General features: G+C 29.3%; 18 protein-coding genes. All 18 read left to right on the top strand.

Annotation, left to right across the window (positions count from 1 at the left end; genetic code table 11):
• The first annotated feature begins 6 nt into the window (after positions 1 to 6).
• The 18 genes from Y592_RS00390 to Y592_RS00305 all read left to right on the top strand — a co-directional run bounded on the left by Y592_RS00390 (position 7) and on the right by Y592_RS00305 (position 14633).
• The gene (locus Y592_RS00390; RefSeq protein ID WP_232218236.1) at positions 7 to 1497 is read left to right on the top strand and encodes an NAD(P)H-hydrate dehydratase; all 1491 of its coding nucleotides are present in this window, start codon (positions 7 to 9) and stop codon (positions 1495 to 1497) included.
• Positions 1494 to 2597 (top strand): tetratricopeptide repeat protein, encoded by a 1104-nt coding sequence (locus tag Y592_RS00385; RefSeq protein ID WP_075665112.1) that lies wholly within the window; start codon positions 1494 to 1496, stop codon positions 2595 to 2597. Before Y592_RS00390 ends, Y592_RS00385 begins: the two co-directional genes overlap by 4 nt.
• Entirely contained in the window at positions 2594 to 3523 is a 930-nt protein-coding gene (gene trmB, locus Y592_RS00380) for a tRNA (guanosine(46)-N7)-methyltransferase TrmB (RefSeq protein WP_075665111.1), read from the top strand. Before Y592_RS00385 ends, trmB begins: the two co-directional genes overlap by 4 nt.
• Positions 3520 to 4491: an NAD(P)H-dependent glycerol-3-phosphate dehydrogenase gene (locus Y592_RS00375; RefSeq protein WP_075665110.1), complete on the top strand. Its 972-nt coding sequence runs from the start codon at positions 3520 to 3522 to the stop codon at positions 4489 to 4491. Before trmB ends, Y592_RS00375 begins: the two co-directional genes overlap by 4 nt.
• Entirely contained in the window at positions 4479 to 4823 is a 345-nt protein-coding gene (locus Y592_RS00370) for a hypothetical protein (protein WP_075665109.1), read from the top strand. Before Y592_RS00375 ends, Y592_RS00370 begins: the two co-directional genes overlap by 13 nt.
• 1 nt (position 4824) lies before the next feature.
• Complete coding sequence (locus tag Y592_RS00365) at positions 4825 to 5067, top strand: hypothetical protein (RefSeq protein ID WP_075665108.1); 243 nt, start codon at positions 4825 to 4827, stop codon at positions 5065 to 5067.
• On the top strand, positions 5067 to 5318 hold the full coding sequence (locus Y592_RS00360) for a monovalent cation/H(+) antiporter subunit G (RefSeq protein ID WP_172799323.1): 252 nt from the start codon (positions 5067 to 5069) through the stop codon (positions 5316 to 5318). The genes Y592_RS00365 and Y592_RS00360 overlap by 1 nt, the downstream gene beginning before the upstream one ends.
• A complete protein-coding gene (locus tag Y592_RS00355) occupies positions 5318 to 5965 on the top strand; it encodes a Na(+)/H(+) antiporter subunit B (RefSeq protein ID WP_075665106.1) in 648 nt (215 codons plus the stop codon). The genes Y592_RS00360 and Y592_RS00355 overlap by 1 nt, the downstream gene beginning before the upstream one ends.
• Positions 5966 to 6997 (top strand): M42 family metallopeptidase, encoded by a 1032-nt coding sequence (locus Y592_RS00350; RefSeq protein WP_075665105.1) that lies wholly within the window; start codon positions 5966 to 5968, stop codon positions 6995 to 6997. It abuts the gene before it with no gap.
• A 44-nt stretch (positions 6998 to 7041) separates the two neighbouring features.
• Complete coding sequence (locus Y592_RS00345) at positions 7042 to 7539, top strand: metal-dependent transcriptional regulator (RefSeq protein ID WP_075665104.1); 498 nt, start codon at positions 7042 to 7044, stop codon at positions 7537 to 7539.
• Positions 7529 to 7759: a DUF4911 domain-containing protein gene (locus tag Y592_RS00340; protein ID WP_075665103.1), complete on the top strand. Its 231-nt coding sequence runs from the start codon at positions 7529 to 7531 to the stop codon at positions 7757 to 7759. Before Y592_RS00345 ends, Y592_RS00340 begins: the two co-directional genes overlap by 11 nt.
• Positions 7759 to 8574, top strand: coding sequence for a metallophosphoesterase family protein (locus Y592_RS00335; protein ID WP_088368810.1), 816 nt, complete (start codon positions 7759 to 7761; stop codon positions 8572 to 8574). Before Y592_RS00340 ends, Y592_RS00335 begins: the two co-directional genes overlap by 1 nt.
• The gene (locus tag Y592_RS00330; RefSeq protein WP_075665102.1) at positions 8564 to 9073 is read left to right on the top strand and encodes a GNAT family N-acetyltransferase; all 510 of its coding nucleotides are present in this window, start codon (positions 8564 to 8566) and stop codon (positions 9071 to 9073) included. The genes Y592_RS00335 and Y592_RS00330 overlap by 11 nt, the downstream gene beginning before the upstream one ends.
• A 4-nt stretch (positions 9074 to 9077) precedes the next feature.
• The gene (locus Y592_RS00325; protein WP_075665101.1) at positions 9078 to 9812 is read left to right on the top strand and encodes a hypothetical protein; all 735 of its coding nucleotides are present in this window, start codon (positions 9078 to 9080) and stop codon (positions 9810 to 9812) included.
• A 2-nt stretch (positions 9813 to 9814) separates the two neighbouring features.
• Entirely contained in the window at positions 9815 to 10558 is a 744-nt protein-coding gene (locus Y592_RS00320) for a hypothetical protein (RefSeq protein ID WP_075665100.1), read from the top strand.
• Positions 10558 to 11079: a cob(I)yrinic acid a,c-diamide adenosyltransferase gene (locus Y592_RS00315; RefSeq protein ID WP_075665099.1), complete on the top strand. Its 522-nt coding sequence runs from the start codon at positions 10558 to 10560 to the stop codon at positions 11077 to 11079. Before Y592_RS00320 ends, Y592_RS00315 begins: the two co-directional genes overlap by 1 nt.
• Before the next feature lie 78 nt (positions 11080 to 11157).
• Complete coding sequence (gene hutH, locus Y592_RS00310) at positions 11158 to 12639, top strand: histidine ammonia-lyase (RefSeq protein WP_075665098.1); 1482 nt, start codon at positions 11158 to 11160, stop codon at positions 12637 to 12639.
• Positions 12636 to 14633, top strand: coding sequence for a methyl-accepting chemotaxis protein (locus Y592_RS00305; protein WP_088368809.1), 1998 nt, complete (start codon positions 12636 to 12638; stop codon positions 14631 to 14633). Before hutH ends, Y592_RS00305 begins: the two co-directional genes overlap by 4 nt.
• The last annotated feature ends 314 nt before the right edge of the window (positions 14634 to 14947 follow it).

Raw genomic sequence — 14947 nt, 5'->3', positions numbered from 1 at the left:
AGAATAGTGTCATCTAAAGAAATGAAGGAATTAGAAAAAAAGGCTATAAACGATTTTGGAATAGATAGTTTGATTTTAATGGAAAGAGCTGGAGTGTCAACAGTAGAAGTTTTATGGAATGAATTGGAAAAATTATCAAAATACAGTTATTTAGTGTTTTGTGGACCTGGAAATAATGGAGGAGATGGTCTTGTAATTGCAAGAGAACTGTTAAATTATACAGAAGCAGTAAAAGTAGTTTTTATAGATGATTTTGTTACAGAAGAGGCAAAAAAGAATTTTGAAGTTTATAAATCGTTTGGCGGAGAGGTAATAAAAATTTCAAAGGAGAATATTTTGGAAGTGCCTAAATTATTGGGAAACAGTGATGTGGTAATAGATGCTATTTTTGGTACTGGATTATCAAAAATAGTGGAAGGAATTTATGCAGAAATTATTGATTATATAAATTTATATTCAAAATTTACGGTTTCAGTTGATATACCAACAGGTGTTTCAGCTGATACTGCAAGAGTTTTGGGAACGGCAATTAAGGCAGATTTAACAGTTACTTTTGAATACCCAAAAGTTGGCCATTTTTTATTTCCTGGAAGAGCACTTACTGGAAAGTTAAAAGTAGTTAAAATTGGTATACCGAAGATTTTGGGGGCTATTTACCCATGTGATAAGTTACTTTTAACGAAAAGTTATTTTGAGGTTCCAAAAAGATTAAAGGAAAGTAATAAATCGACTTATGGAAAAGTTATTGTTATTGGTGGTTCTGAAAATTATATAGGTGCGCCTTTATTATCTGTGTTAGGGGCTTTAAGGGCTGGTGTTGGAAGGGTGTATATTGCAGGTAATAATAAAGTTGTAGTTAATGCGGTAAATTATGAGCCTGGAATTATTCCTATTACAATAGATTTTACTGAAAATAGTTTGTATGAGATAGAAAAGGTGCTTGATTCAAATACAGTTGTTGTAATTGGACCTGGATTGGGAAGAAGAGAAGAAATAAGTGAATTTGTAAAAAAAGTTTTTGAAAATGTAAATGTACCGATAATAGTTGATGCAGATGGTATATACTATCTTTCAAGATTTAAAGATGAAATTTTATTTAAAGAAAAAGTTGTAATAACACCTCATCCAGGTGAATTTGCAAAATTTATGGAAATGAAAATATCTGAAGTAAAATATAATTATAAACTAGTAAAAGAAACTGCAGAAAGATATAATTTAGTAATTGCTTTAAAAGATGTTACGACTATAATTTCGGATGGAGAAAGTATTTATTTCAATTTAACGGGAAATTCCTCTTTGTCAAAAGGTGGAAGTGGGGATATATTAAGTGGAGTTATAGCAGGATTTGTTGCACAGAACCATGAGGTATTAAATGGAGTACTTACAGGAATTTATACAATGGGACTTGCTGCTGAAATGTATAAATACGAGGGGCGTAATTTCGTTAGTGAAATTCTTGATTATTTACCAAAAGCTATTGCGGAGGTGATAAAGTGAATGACAATCTTGTAAGATTTATTAGAAAAATTATGAAAGAGGGGAAATACCAGTTAGCGGAAAGTATAATACAAATAGTTGAAAGAGAATATCCATTTTTAAAATTTGAATATGCTGTTTTTTCAGGTGATTTAGAAAATGCAAGAAAGATATTTGAAAGTTTGAGTTATGAAGAGAAATTTTTTTATGGCATTGCACTTAAAACGGGAGAGATACAGGTTGGTGATTTAGAAAATGCAGTAGAAAAAATTTATAATGAACTTGATAAAAATATAGATTATAATTCAATAAAAAGTGAGTATCCAGAAGTTGTTCAAGTGATAAGACTTGAATTAGAAAAAGCAATTAGAAATAATGATAAAGAGCTTATAAGATATTTGAAAGGTATTTTATTAAATTTCGAACCAAATTTAGATTTAGAACTCCAAGAAAAAAAACCACAAAATATTAACATATTTATTATGGGAACTTTGATTATTATATTGATTTTTACAATTATCTCATTGTTTAATCCGACTATATTTTCATTAAAAAATTCTTTAGATAAAATAAATTCAAAAATTGAAGTTAATTTTGAAAAATTGAATACAAAAATTTTGGAATCAAGTAATGAAGTAAAAAATGAGATTATTTCCTCGAATGAAACAGTCTCTAAAATCTTGGAGGAAATAAAAACATTACAAAAGGAAAGTTCTAAAAATCTTATTTTAAAACTTTCTGAAGTTGAAGAAAACTTAAAAGTACTTGAAAATTCTAAAGATAAAGAAACAAAAAGTGTTGAACTATTTGAAAGGTTAAATCCAAAAAATATTGAAACCTTACGTTTTTTATGGTTAATGGGATATGAATATTATAGACAGAAAAATTATTTAATGTCGATTAATATTTTGGAATTTGTAATAGATAAAGCTGTTTCTTTGAATGTGAAGAATATTTATTTCTTAGATGATACATATTATTATAGAGCTTTAAATTATTATCAGATAGGTGATTTTGAAAAATCTTACTTGTTATTTAAAGATTTTATAGAAAGATTTCCAAATAGTACTTATAGCAAGCATGCAAAGTATTTTATTGAAAGAGTAGGAGGTCTCAGATGATATATCCGGAATTTGAGTTGAAACCTCAATTTTTAAATAAGTTTCCTTTAAATTGGGATGAAATTTTTGGAAATTATGGTCCAATTCATGTGGAACTTGGTTTTGGGAATGGGGAATATGCGGCTTACTATACTAGTAAGAATAAGAATATTAATTATATTGGATTTGAGCTTTCAATTACATCTATGGTGAAAGCACAAAGAAAATTAAAACGAAATGGTATAAAAAATGCAAAATTAATTCTCTGTGATGCAAGGTTTGGTGTGAGAGAATTTTTTAGCGACGATTCTATTGATAAGTTGATAATGAATTTTCCTGTTCCTTGGTATAAAAATTCACAGGCACATAGAAGAATAATAATTAAGGATTTTTTCAATGTATTGTCAGTAGTTTTAAAATACAATGGGGAATTTGAACTTGTTACTGATCAAGAGTGGTACGCAATTGAAGCATACGAAAATGCAAAGGAGAGCGGATACTTTAAAGTAAATGATATCGAAAAAAACCCTAAACGTGAATTTTTAACCAGATATGAGAAAAAATGGATAAGATTTAATAGAGATATTTTTAGATTAAAGGTTTGGAAAATCAAAAAGGGAAAGATAACACGTTTGTTGAGGAGTGAGGATGATATGCCACATGCTGTGGGAAAAATAACAGAACAAAAGGTATTGGAATTAAAGGGACAAGTTTTTAAGGAAGATAATAAGATTTTTGTGGTTAAAAATGTTTATAAGGAAGTAAATGGAGATGCTTATATATTTAAAATTATATCTTCTGATGATGAATTTACGCAACATTACTTTTTAGTTTTATACCCTAAGGAGAAGATGAAGTGGGTATTAAAATTAGATAGTGAATCAAACCCGTATAGAACACCTGCTGTAAAGTGGTCCGTAAAAAAGATTATGGAGGTGCTCGAGTGAAATTTGGAGTAATTGGTGCAGGAAGTTGGGGATGTGCTTTTGCAAATTTGTTGGTTGATAATGGACAAGATGTATTGGTTTGGGCTAGAAGAAAGGAAGTAGTATTTGAAATAAATGTTTTAAAAAAGATAAGTTATTTAAATGGGATTAGACCAAAATTTAATGCTTCAGATAACATACAAGAAGTTGTGGATTTTTCGGACTATCTTGTTATAGCTATACCTGTGCAATTTATAAGGGAAAATTTAAGTAAGATTAAGTATTGGGATAATGTTAAAGGAATCGTTAACTTATCAAAGGGTTTAGAGATAAAGACTTTAAAACGAGTTTCGGAAATTATAAGAGATTTTGTTAGTATACCCTATACCGTTCTTTCAGGACCATCACATGCTGAAGAAGTAGCTGAAAATATACCTACAGCTGTAACAATCGCCGGTGAAAATGTTGAAGAATTACAAATATTGTTCAGTAATGATTATTTTAGAGTGTATACCTCTGATGATGTGGTTGGGATAGAGATTTCTGGTGCTTTGAAGAATGTTATGGCAATTGCCGCAGGAGTTTTAGATGGATTAGGTGGGTGGGATAATTCAAAAGCGGCACTAATGACACGTGCTTTATATGAAATGATAAAGTTTGGAAAAATCTTTGGAGCACAGGAAAAAACTTTTTTTGGACTTTCAGGCGTAGGAGATTTGATGGTCACATGTAATAGTAGACATAGTAGAAATAGACTTTTGGGAGAGTTAATAGCAAAAGGTCAAACACTTGAAGAGGTAATGAAAAATACCAAAATGGTTGCAGAGGGTATGTATACTGTGAAAGCTGTTGTTGAGCTTTCCTTAAAGAGAGGTATAGATATGCCTATTTCTAGTGAAGTGTTTAAAATACTATACGCAAATAAAAATCCAAGGCTATCTATGTTGGATTTAATGAGGAGGCCATTAAAAGAAGAATGGTACATTTAATTAATATTATTTTAGGTACTTTGTTCTTGAGTGTATTTTCGGGGAAAGAATATTTTTTTCTAAATCTTTTTGTTTCAATAATAGTATATGAAATTTTCAAGCAAAATGTTTTAAATTTTTCTAAATTGGTGTTTTTACTTTTAAAGTATATTCCCAAAACTTTGTATGAATCAATTTTGGTTTTCTTTATTAAAAATGAAAAAATCGAATTTGAGGAATATAAAGATGATTTTGAGATGTTAATAAAGATATTGTATATAACATTAACACCAAAGACAATAGCTTTTGATCACGATGACAGATTCCTTTATATTCATAAATTAGGTGATTGAGATGGTAGCAATATTGTTAATATTGATTTCATTATTTATTTCGATAATTGGGATTGGATATTTTAAGAATGTTTATGAAAAATTGATTCCTCTTCTTTCTATTTCTACTAAGATATCAATTTTGTTGTTGGTATATTCATATTATAGTGATTTGCCAATAATAGTAGATGTTGCAATTTTTTATGTTTTGATTTCAATAGGTGGAGCATTTGCTATTACTTCATTTCTTTCAAGGAGTGATTGATGATAATAATTTTTGGTGCTTTTTTGATGTTAATTGGGAATATTTTTGCGTTGTTTAATAAAAACATGTTTAAAAAACTACACTATTTGAGCGCGGGAGATACTGGTGGAGGGATTTTGATATTAATAGGTTTATTAATACGCGGTTTTCAAATTGAAAAGATTTTAGTTGCACTTTTAATTATGTTAATAGGAATGCCTGCAGTAACTTATTTTATTTCAATTTCTTTTGTTAGAAAGGATAAAAGATAATGATGCAGTATGTTTTATCTTTTTTTGCGGTTTTGGTAACTATTTTTGTGTTTTTTTCTAAAAAAGTATTTAATTCTTTTTTATATAGAACGGTACTGAGTGTTTTGATGGTTGCAATTTACGTTGTATATTTAGCACCAGATGTGGCAATTACCGAAGCAATGCTTGGAGCTTTGTTGACTACATTTGTTTACTTACTCTCTTTTAAAATTCATTCAAAATTGAAGGTGGCTGTTGTAAGGATCCCAGTTATTTGTCAAAAATATCAAGATACTTTTGCGGGAATTATTCCAAAAATTTTAGAAGATTTTTCAAAAGAGTATAATCATAAGATTGAATACGTTGAAGTTTTAACAATTGGGGAATGTATGAAGTTAATTGAGAAAGGCGAAGTGGATTTAGGTATAACATTCAAAGGTGATTTTAAAATTTTAGATGTGCCTTATTATATGGTTAATAACAAAGAATTGAGTTATTTTGAATTAATTAATTTAAATAGTTTAAGTGAGATAAGAAAAATTTCAAATAAGGTTTTTTACCTAACTTTTTCCGATAAAAATTCTATTGAATTTATGGAATTTAGTTCTTTTTATACGCAAGATTATTTGAAGAAAATTTTGAAAAATTATAAATTGGGAGGGATATAAATGTCGTACGTTCAAGAAGCAATCGGTAAAATTATTGATTTGTGTGAGATTCCAAGTCCTACTGGTTTTACAAATAGGATAATGAATTATTTGATTAATGAAGTTAGAAAATTAGGTTTTAGATATGAATATACTAATAAAAAAAGCTTAATTGTAGATTTAGGTCATGGGGATAGCAATGCAATATTACTTATGGCGCACGTTGATACACTTGGTGCTATGGTTAGATCAATAAAACCAAATGGTAGATTAAAGTTAACAAGAATTGGTGGGTATCCTTTTTCGCATATTGAAAATGAAAATTGTATAGTTTTCACAAGAGATAACAAAGCATATACTGGTACAATTTATAACATACATCCTTCAGTCCACGTTTATAATGATACTGGAACTATTGAAAGAAATGAAAATAACGTGGAAGTTGTTTTAGATCAGAAAGTTTATAGCAAGGAAGATGTGGAAAACCTTGGAATAAGGCCAGGTGATTATATAGCATTTGAGCCAAGAACTGTTTTAACAAGAACTGGATTTTTAAAAAGTAGATTTTTAGATGATAAAGCAGGAGCAGGTATTTTGCTAACTTTGGCAAAGGTAATAAGAGATTTTACTATAGAACCAAAAAGAAAGATCTATATTATGTTTACAAGTTATGAGGAAGTTGGTCATGGAGCATCTTCTGGAATTCCAGATGACGTAACAGAAGTTATTGCTGTAGATATGGGAGCAGTGGGAGATGATTTAGATTCAGATGTCTATTCAGTTTCAGTTTGTGCCAAAGATTCAAGTGGACCGTATGATTATGATGTAGTTGGTAAATTGATAAGAGCTGCTGAACTATCAAAGGTAAATTTTACTGTTGATATATATCCGTATTATAGTTCTGATGCAAGTGCTGCAGTGCGTGCGGGATATAACGTAAAACATGGATTAATTGGTCCTGGGATTTATGCGTCACATGGCTATGAAAGAACTCATGTCGATGCAATTGAAGCAACACTTAAACTTCTTCAAAAGTATCTTGAATTGGAATGATGTGTTAAAATACAATTAGAATAAACTTATGTGGAGGGATTTTTTTGTCAAGTCACCGTAATTTAACTAAAGCAGAAAGAAAATATCTTTTGATTGTATATCTTACTTTAAACTCAATGGGCTGGACAAGATTAAAGAAAGTATCGGATTATGCAGGAGTTAAAATGCCTTCTGCGAAGCAGACTTTAAATTCATTGGCAAAAAAAGGTTTGATTTATTATGAAAAAAGAGGAGCTATAACTTTAACTGAGGAAGGTAAAAACATAGCTTTGAAGGAAAATAAAAACATTCAAGCATTTAGAAGATTTTTGATAGAATTCTTGAAAATAGAACCTTTAAAAGCACAAGAAGCATGTTTTAAGATATATTTTGATTTGGGGGATGAAGTCGCTGAAAAGTTTGTTTTATTTGCAAAGTTTATGAATGAGTGCCCGCAGGAAAAGCCATTGTTTTTAAAGCATTTTGATGAGTTTTTAAAGAATAATAAGATAATAAGTAAATGTCCATTTATGACTAAAAAGGAGGATAAATATGGAGATTGATATTTTATTGAATATTGATAAGAACGATGTACATTATTTGAGTTACATTTTAGAAGCGCAAGATAATATGGTTAATATAAGAAAATACGAAGGTGGAATTTTAAGGATTATTACAACCGATTATTTTAAAAAGGACATTTTAAAAATGTTAGATAGTTTAAAAATGGATATAGATTTTGATATTGTTGAAATTAGAAAAAATTCTGGAAGTGCAGATTAATGTTAAAGAAGATGGTATTTTTATTTATTTTTGTTCCAATGTTTTTATTCTCTAATGTTTTTTATTATTTGTATGAAGAAAATGATATGTGTAAGTTGTGTGATGGAGAGTTTTTTCCTAACACAACAAATTTGGTAGCTGTATACGGTGATTCACGTTTTGGAAATAAAGTTCATATAAAAATTGTAGAGTTGATTTCTTCTTATAATCCAACTGTCGTAGTTCATTTGGGGGATATGGTAAATAGAGGAGATAGGAAAGAGGAGTGGAATACTTTTTTTAAAATAACAAAAAACTTGAGAAAAAATTCTTATTTCCAATTAGTAAAAGGCAATCACGAGAATCCTGATGTTTATTATAAAAAGTATTTTGGATTGTACAATTATTATGCAGATTTTAAGAAATATAGACTTATTTTTTTGGATCCGTATACGAAAGGTTATTTAGAATTTTTAGAAAATTATGGAAATGAGAGAAGCATAGTCTTTTTGCATTATCCAATTTATACAGTTGGACCACATTGGAAAGATAGATTGGATTTGTCAAAATTAGATAAAATTATTGCTGATAAAGGTATTAAAATTGTTATTTCTGGGCATGAGCATAATTATCAACATTTTTATGTTAATAATACTCATTATATTATTACCGGAGGTGCTGGTGCATCACTTTATGGGAAAGTGATTGATAATGAATATCTTGTATCGTTTTATAAAGAATATCATTTCGTTTTGTTGAAACTTAATGATGATTTAAATATAAAGGTTATAGATCTCAATAACAAAATATTGGAGGAGTTTAACGTTGAATTTTGATTTTGTTTTTAAGGAAATTTTTTTTAATGAAATTAATGAGTTATATGAATTTAGAAAAAGTGTTTTAAGCGAAACAAAATTTTTAGTAACTTCTCTAGAAGAATTGATGGATTTTAAATCTTTTAAGAAATATGTAGAATTCTACATTGAAAATGAGTTAAGAAAGATTTTTATCGCTAAGTTAGAAAACAAAATTATAGGTGAAATTGATATAATGATTCATGAAAGAAAACGTATGAGACATGTTGCTGAATATGGAATATCTGTTTTACGGGAATTTAGAGGAATGGGTATTGGTAAAAAGCTTATTCAGATTGCAGAAGAGTGGGTTTTTAAGAATGGAGTAAAAAGAATTCAATTGGAAGTAATTGAGAGTAATTTAATTGCAATTAATCTTTATATTAAACTTGGATATAAAATCGAAGGTAGAAAGAAAAAAGCTGTGAATTTAGATGGAAATTATGTTGATCTTTTAATAATGGCAAAAGTAAAGGAATGATAGGATGAGGAAGTTACCCGTTATTTTTTTTGTTATTTTTTTTATGGTTTTGCCTTATTTAATGTTTAAAATGGATTTGTCTTACTCAAAATTTCAACTAAATGAGTATGAAAAAATTGCTGATTTTGATTATGAAAATTATGAAAATTTGATTGCAAACATAATTTCAAACAAACAACCAGAAGGTTATGTAGTAGAAAGAAATAAAATATACTATATGGGGAAGGTTTTTAAAGTTGAAAATCTTTCAGAGGGGATTTCAATTGTAAAGTTTGGTGAAACTTCAAATCTTATTTATGTAAAAGATAATGCTTTTTATACAATTCCTAAAATAACATCTTATTTTGTATTTTTTACTAATGATAAAAAGATAGTTAATAGTAACAATTTTTCTGTAAGTTTTAATGAAATGTTTCCTGATGTTAAAGGTAATATTACTTATTATAACGGGAAAAAAGTTTTATTTAAAATAGTTGAAAAAAAAGACTTGAATTTTTTGGTTTATTCTGCTTATCCAGCACATCATATAATGTTGTATTTTGTATTTGTCCCAGTTTCTTTGTTTATTATTTACTATTTCTTTTTTTACTTAAAACGTTTTGAAAGGGAACCTGAAAGAAAGCTAAAAAAGACGGTTAAAGCATTAAAAATCTTGAAAAATATAATTGAAAATTGCGAAAACAAAGATGATTTTAAGGATGATATTAAAGAACTAAAAAAAATTTTTAAGGGGGATTAGGTGTGATTTTATACATTGATTCTTTCTTTTCGATAAAGGAAGTGTTTGATTATCTAGTACCAATTATAGTTGAAAAACGATATATTGTTTGTAACAGCTATTTTGACTGGAATTTAAGTGAGTGTATTTATATTGGCAGTGAAGAGTTTAATGATATAAATTTTAATATATATAAATGTAAGGAAAAAGATTCAAATATCGATATTTTCATTGAATTTAATGATGAAAATTTTGAATTATTTAAGATTAGAAATTTCGTTTCAAAAGAATTATTTAAAAAGAAAGTAAACTGTGAAAGAGAGGTATTAAAAATAGAAAATTCTTTTGAAAAAAATGAAATTATTATAAATTTAAATATGGATTTTTTAATAGAGCATCCTAACGTATTTTCTGTAAAGAATGCGGAGAAATACCTTGATTTAATAATTTTTTCTAGATTGTTGAGAATTGTAGAAAAGTTAGGCTACATAATTAACTCAGATAATACTTTAATTTATAAGGTAAAATTTAAGAGTGATTATGCTCTTTTTCAGAGTTTTTGGAATGAAGTGGAGAAATTAAATATGAATATTAGTATTGATATACAAAAAAAGTGTTTTTTTAATAGTTTAAAGAATGTAAATAATGTTTTGGAATTAATACCTTTATCTATTTTAAAATCATTTTTAATGCAGGATGTAAATATAGATATTATTATCAAAGAATTAGAATTTTTTAAAAGAGTAATTTTAGGAGGGGATAAATAATGATAAGTACAAAAATGGGTGATGATGGAAAGACATTTTTGGCAAATGGTGAGAGAGTAGACAAAGATAATATCAGAGTAGAAGCGTATGGAACGATAGATGAGCTGGTATCATTTCTTGGATTGGCAAAAATTGGTTTGGATGTGAATGAAAAAACTATAATTGAAGAAATTCAAAAGGATTTGTTTAGAATAGCTACTGAATTAGCAAAAGGTGAAAAATTTATTGAGCTTATTGACAAAAGAGATGTTGATAGAGTAACAAAATATGTAGAAAATTACGAAAAGAAATTAAATATAAGCTCTTTTGTAATACCGGGTGCTAAAAAGGAAAGTGCATTACTTGATGTTTGTAGAACAATTGCAAGAAGAGGCGAAAGATACATTGTTAGACTGTCAAAAGTCGAAAATGTAAGATTACAGTTATTGGCGTATATTAATAGGATTTCAGATTTACTTTATGTTATTGCAAGATATTTAGAAAATGATGAAATAAATAAGATATCTGTATCTGATTTATAAAAAAGATAAGAATTGGTATTTGATTAAAATTTTTATTGTGATATATTTGTCATAGATAATATTAGAGGGGGGATTTTTTTGATATATATTAACGGAAATAGCTTAACCGTTGAGGATGTTCATAAAGTATCGAGAAAATATGAACAAGTTTTGCTTGATGATAAGGCCAAAAAAAATGTTGAACTTTCTAGAAAAAAAGTTGAAGAAATTTTAGAAAAAAACAAACCAGTTTACGGTGTGAATACAGGTTTTGGTGCATTGGTTAATGTAAGAATTTCAAAAGAAGAATTAGAGGATTTACAAAAAAATATTGTGTTATCTCATTCAGCAGGTATCGGTGAGCCACTGAACTATGATATCGTTCGTGCGATGATGTTGTTGAGGGCTAATTCATTAGCAAAAGGTTTTTCAGGGGTAAGAGTGTCGGTAATAGAAAAATTAGTAGAGTTTTTGAATAAAGATGTTGTACCATATGTGCCGGAGAAGGGGAGTGTTGGTGCAAGTGGTGATTTGGCACCATTATCACATATTTCAATGGCACTAATTGGTGAAGGATATGTTTTAAAGAATGGCAAGAAAGTTGAAACAAGAGAAATATTGAAAGAAAAAAATATAACACCATTGACTTTAAAAGAAAAAGAAGGCTTAAGTTTATTAAATGGCACGCAATTTATGACAGCGATACTTTCACTTGTTGTCAGAGATATGTTTAGATTAATAGAAATTGCAACTTTAATTGCAGCAGCATCAACAGATGTTTTACTTGGGACACCAGTCGCATTTGATGATAGATTGCAAAGAGTAAGAAATCATAAAGGCCAAATTTATATTGCCGAATTACTGAGAAAATATCTTAATAAGAGTAAATTAAGAGAATCACACATCAAATGTTCTAATGTCCAAGATGCATACACACTTAGAGCTATTCCTCAGGTTTATGGTGCAGTGTATGATACTCTTGAATTTGCCAAAAAAGTTGCTGAAAATGAAATTAATGCGGCAACGGATAATCCGTTAATATTTGATGAGGAAATAATTAGTGGTGGAAATTTCCATGGTGAACCAGTTGCATTAGTTTGTGATTATTTATCTATAGCGTTAACTGATTTAGGTAATATGATCGAAAGAAGAATTGATAGATTGGTAAACCCACTAGTTAATAGGGGATTACCTGCATTTCTTGCATCTGGAAAAGAGGGACTTAACTCTGGTTATATGATTTGGCAATATGCGGCTGCTGCAATATGTAATGAAAATAAAGTTTTATCTCATCCTGCATCATGTGATACGATTCCAACATCTGCATACCAAGAAGATCATGTAAGTATGGGAGCAACTTCTGCAAGGAAGTTAAGAAAAATTTATACAAATGTAGTAGATTTAATATCAATTGAGACAATGTTAGTTAGGGTTGCTTTGGAATTTAGGCGTCCATTAAAGTCCTCTAAAATGATTGAAGATTTTCTTTCAAATATTAATATCGAAATGAATGGTGATAGATATTTTGGAGAAGATTTTGAAAATGTAAGAGAATACATACTTTCGGAGGTGGTTAAATGAAACTACAATTTAAACTCATACTATCCTTAGTATTGGTAGCAATAATTGCTACGGTAACAAGTGTTTCAATTTCATCATATCTTGCCTTCAAAAACGTTTCAAAAAGCGCAAGTACTATAAACAAACTCATCCTTACCTCGATCTCCAAAGACGTACATGCAGAACTAGAAAACATCATTGATCCAATTTACAAGTATGCAACAGGGGGGTCACTTACCCCATATTTGATGAATGCGACAAGTGATTTAGGAAAAAAACAACTTGCATGGGGAATTAGAAATGCAAGAAATGCGTTAAAAAAAGAGGGGGTTATCCAGACATTTATCGTATTAGAAACAGGTGAAGTACTTGATGAGACAGGTGAGTTATCAATTAATTTTCCAGAGAAGTTAAAAGATATAATTGACAAGATAAAAAACAAGGAAAAAGAATATGACATATACATACCATTTGAATACAATTCTACAAGCACCATAGCAGTTGCTGTACCAGTAAAAGACTTCAGTGATAACGTAGTTGCGGTATTAGTTGGATTATATCCACAAAGCATACTACAAGATATGATAAAAGGGGCAAAGATAGGAGAAAATGGAATAGTAAGTATAATATACGACACGTTAGTGGTGGCACATCCAGATGAAAGTAAAATAAACGAACTAGACATAGCAAAGGAAAAAGGGCTTGAGAAGCTAAAAGAAGAACTCTTATCAAAAGACAAAGGGAGTGTAAGGTATAAATACAATGGATATGAAAAATTTGCAAGCTTTATAAAGATAGATGATTTACCGTTGAAAGTAATGGCTACAATAAATTACTCGGAAGTGATAAAGGAAGCGAAAAATATAGTAAATCTAGGGATACTAACGGGAATAATAGTTGCATTAATAGCAGCGATAATAGCATACTTTGTATCGAAATCAATAAGTAAACCAATAATAGAGATAAGTGAAATAGCAAAGAGAGTATCGGAAAAAGACTTAACGGTAGAGATAAAAGAAAGAAAAGGGAAAGATGAGATAAGTCAACTAACAAATGCGTTTAAGATATTGGTGGATAATTTCAAGCAAACGGTAGGAGAAGTAATGAAACTAAACTCACAAGTATACTCAGTATCACAGTTATTGGACAACCTAGTAGAAGACACAGAAAGAGCAGCAAAAGATGCAACAGAAACGGTAAACAAAGCGACATATGAATTACAAGAAGTAGTATCGGCGACAGAAGAGGCAAACAGTGGAATGGAAGAGATAGCATCAGGCGCGCAAAACATAGCAAACTATGCGGAGAATTTGGCAAGGAAAGCAGAAGAGATGAAAGAGAAGGCAACAGACTCATCAGGAAGAGTAAAAGAACTAAAAGAAGTAATAATGAAAGTAAACGAAACGATGAAGGAGACAGAAAAATCGGTACGTGAGATGGAAGAATCATCAAATATGATAGGGGAAATAGTAGGAACAATATCAAACATAGCGGAACAGACGAATTTACTAGCGCTTAATGCAGCAATAGAAGCGGCAAGAGCAGGAGAAGCAGGAAGGGGATTTGCAGTAGTTGCGGATGAAATAAGGAAACTAGCCGAAGAAAGTAAAAGTCAAACACAAAAGATAGCAGAAGTATTAAATGCAATAAAGGATCAAGCGGTAAACGTGGCAAAATACACAGAAGAAGTAGGGGAAAAGATAGAAGATTCAGTAGAATCATCGGAGAAAGTAAGTGAATCAATAGTGGAATTATTGGAAAAGATAGAAGACATATACGGAATGACAAATGACTTGGCAGCGACATCAGAAGAACAAAGTGGAGCATCAGAAGAAGTAAGTGCGGCAATAGATAGGGTAACAAAGACGTTGATGGAAGTGGAAGAAGAAATAAAACACATGGCAGAACAAGTGGAAAATCAAGCAAAACAAGCATCAGAAGTAAAAATATATTCAGATGATTTAAATAACGCTGTAGAAGGTCTAAATCAATACTTATCAAATTTTAAATTATAATATGTAAGTCATATATAAGGTGTTTCCTCTTAGGAAACACCTTTTTTATTATTTTGTGTTATTTGTAATAGATATTTAATTTTATTGGTTAAAAACATAAGCGATGATTTTTTGTAGTACTTGGTAATGTTTAGTAATTTAAAGATTTAGTATGTGTTTTTTGAAAGATTATTATTTATTATTCTCACTTCTTTAATATGTATACTTACGGTGATATCTGTAAACACCATTGTATTTTGAGATATGTCTTTTTAATTTTTTCTTTAAGTTTTTTGTCATTTCTTTTTTGTGCTATGTTCAGTAATATGTGATTT

Origin of the sequence: Thermosipho sp. 1070 (assembly GCF_001682135.1) — a bacterium.
Lineage (GTDB): Bacteria > Thermotogota > Thermotogae > Thermotogales > Fervidobacteriaceae > Thermosipho > Thermosipho affectus.
Note: the sequence above shows the minus strand (reverse complement) of the source record. Positions and strands in the feature narration are given on the sequence as shown.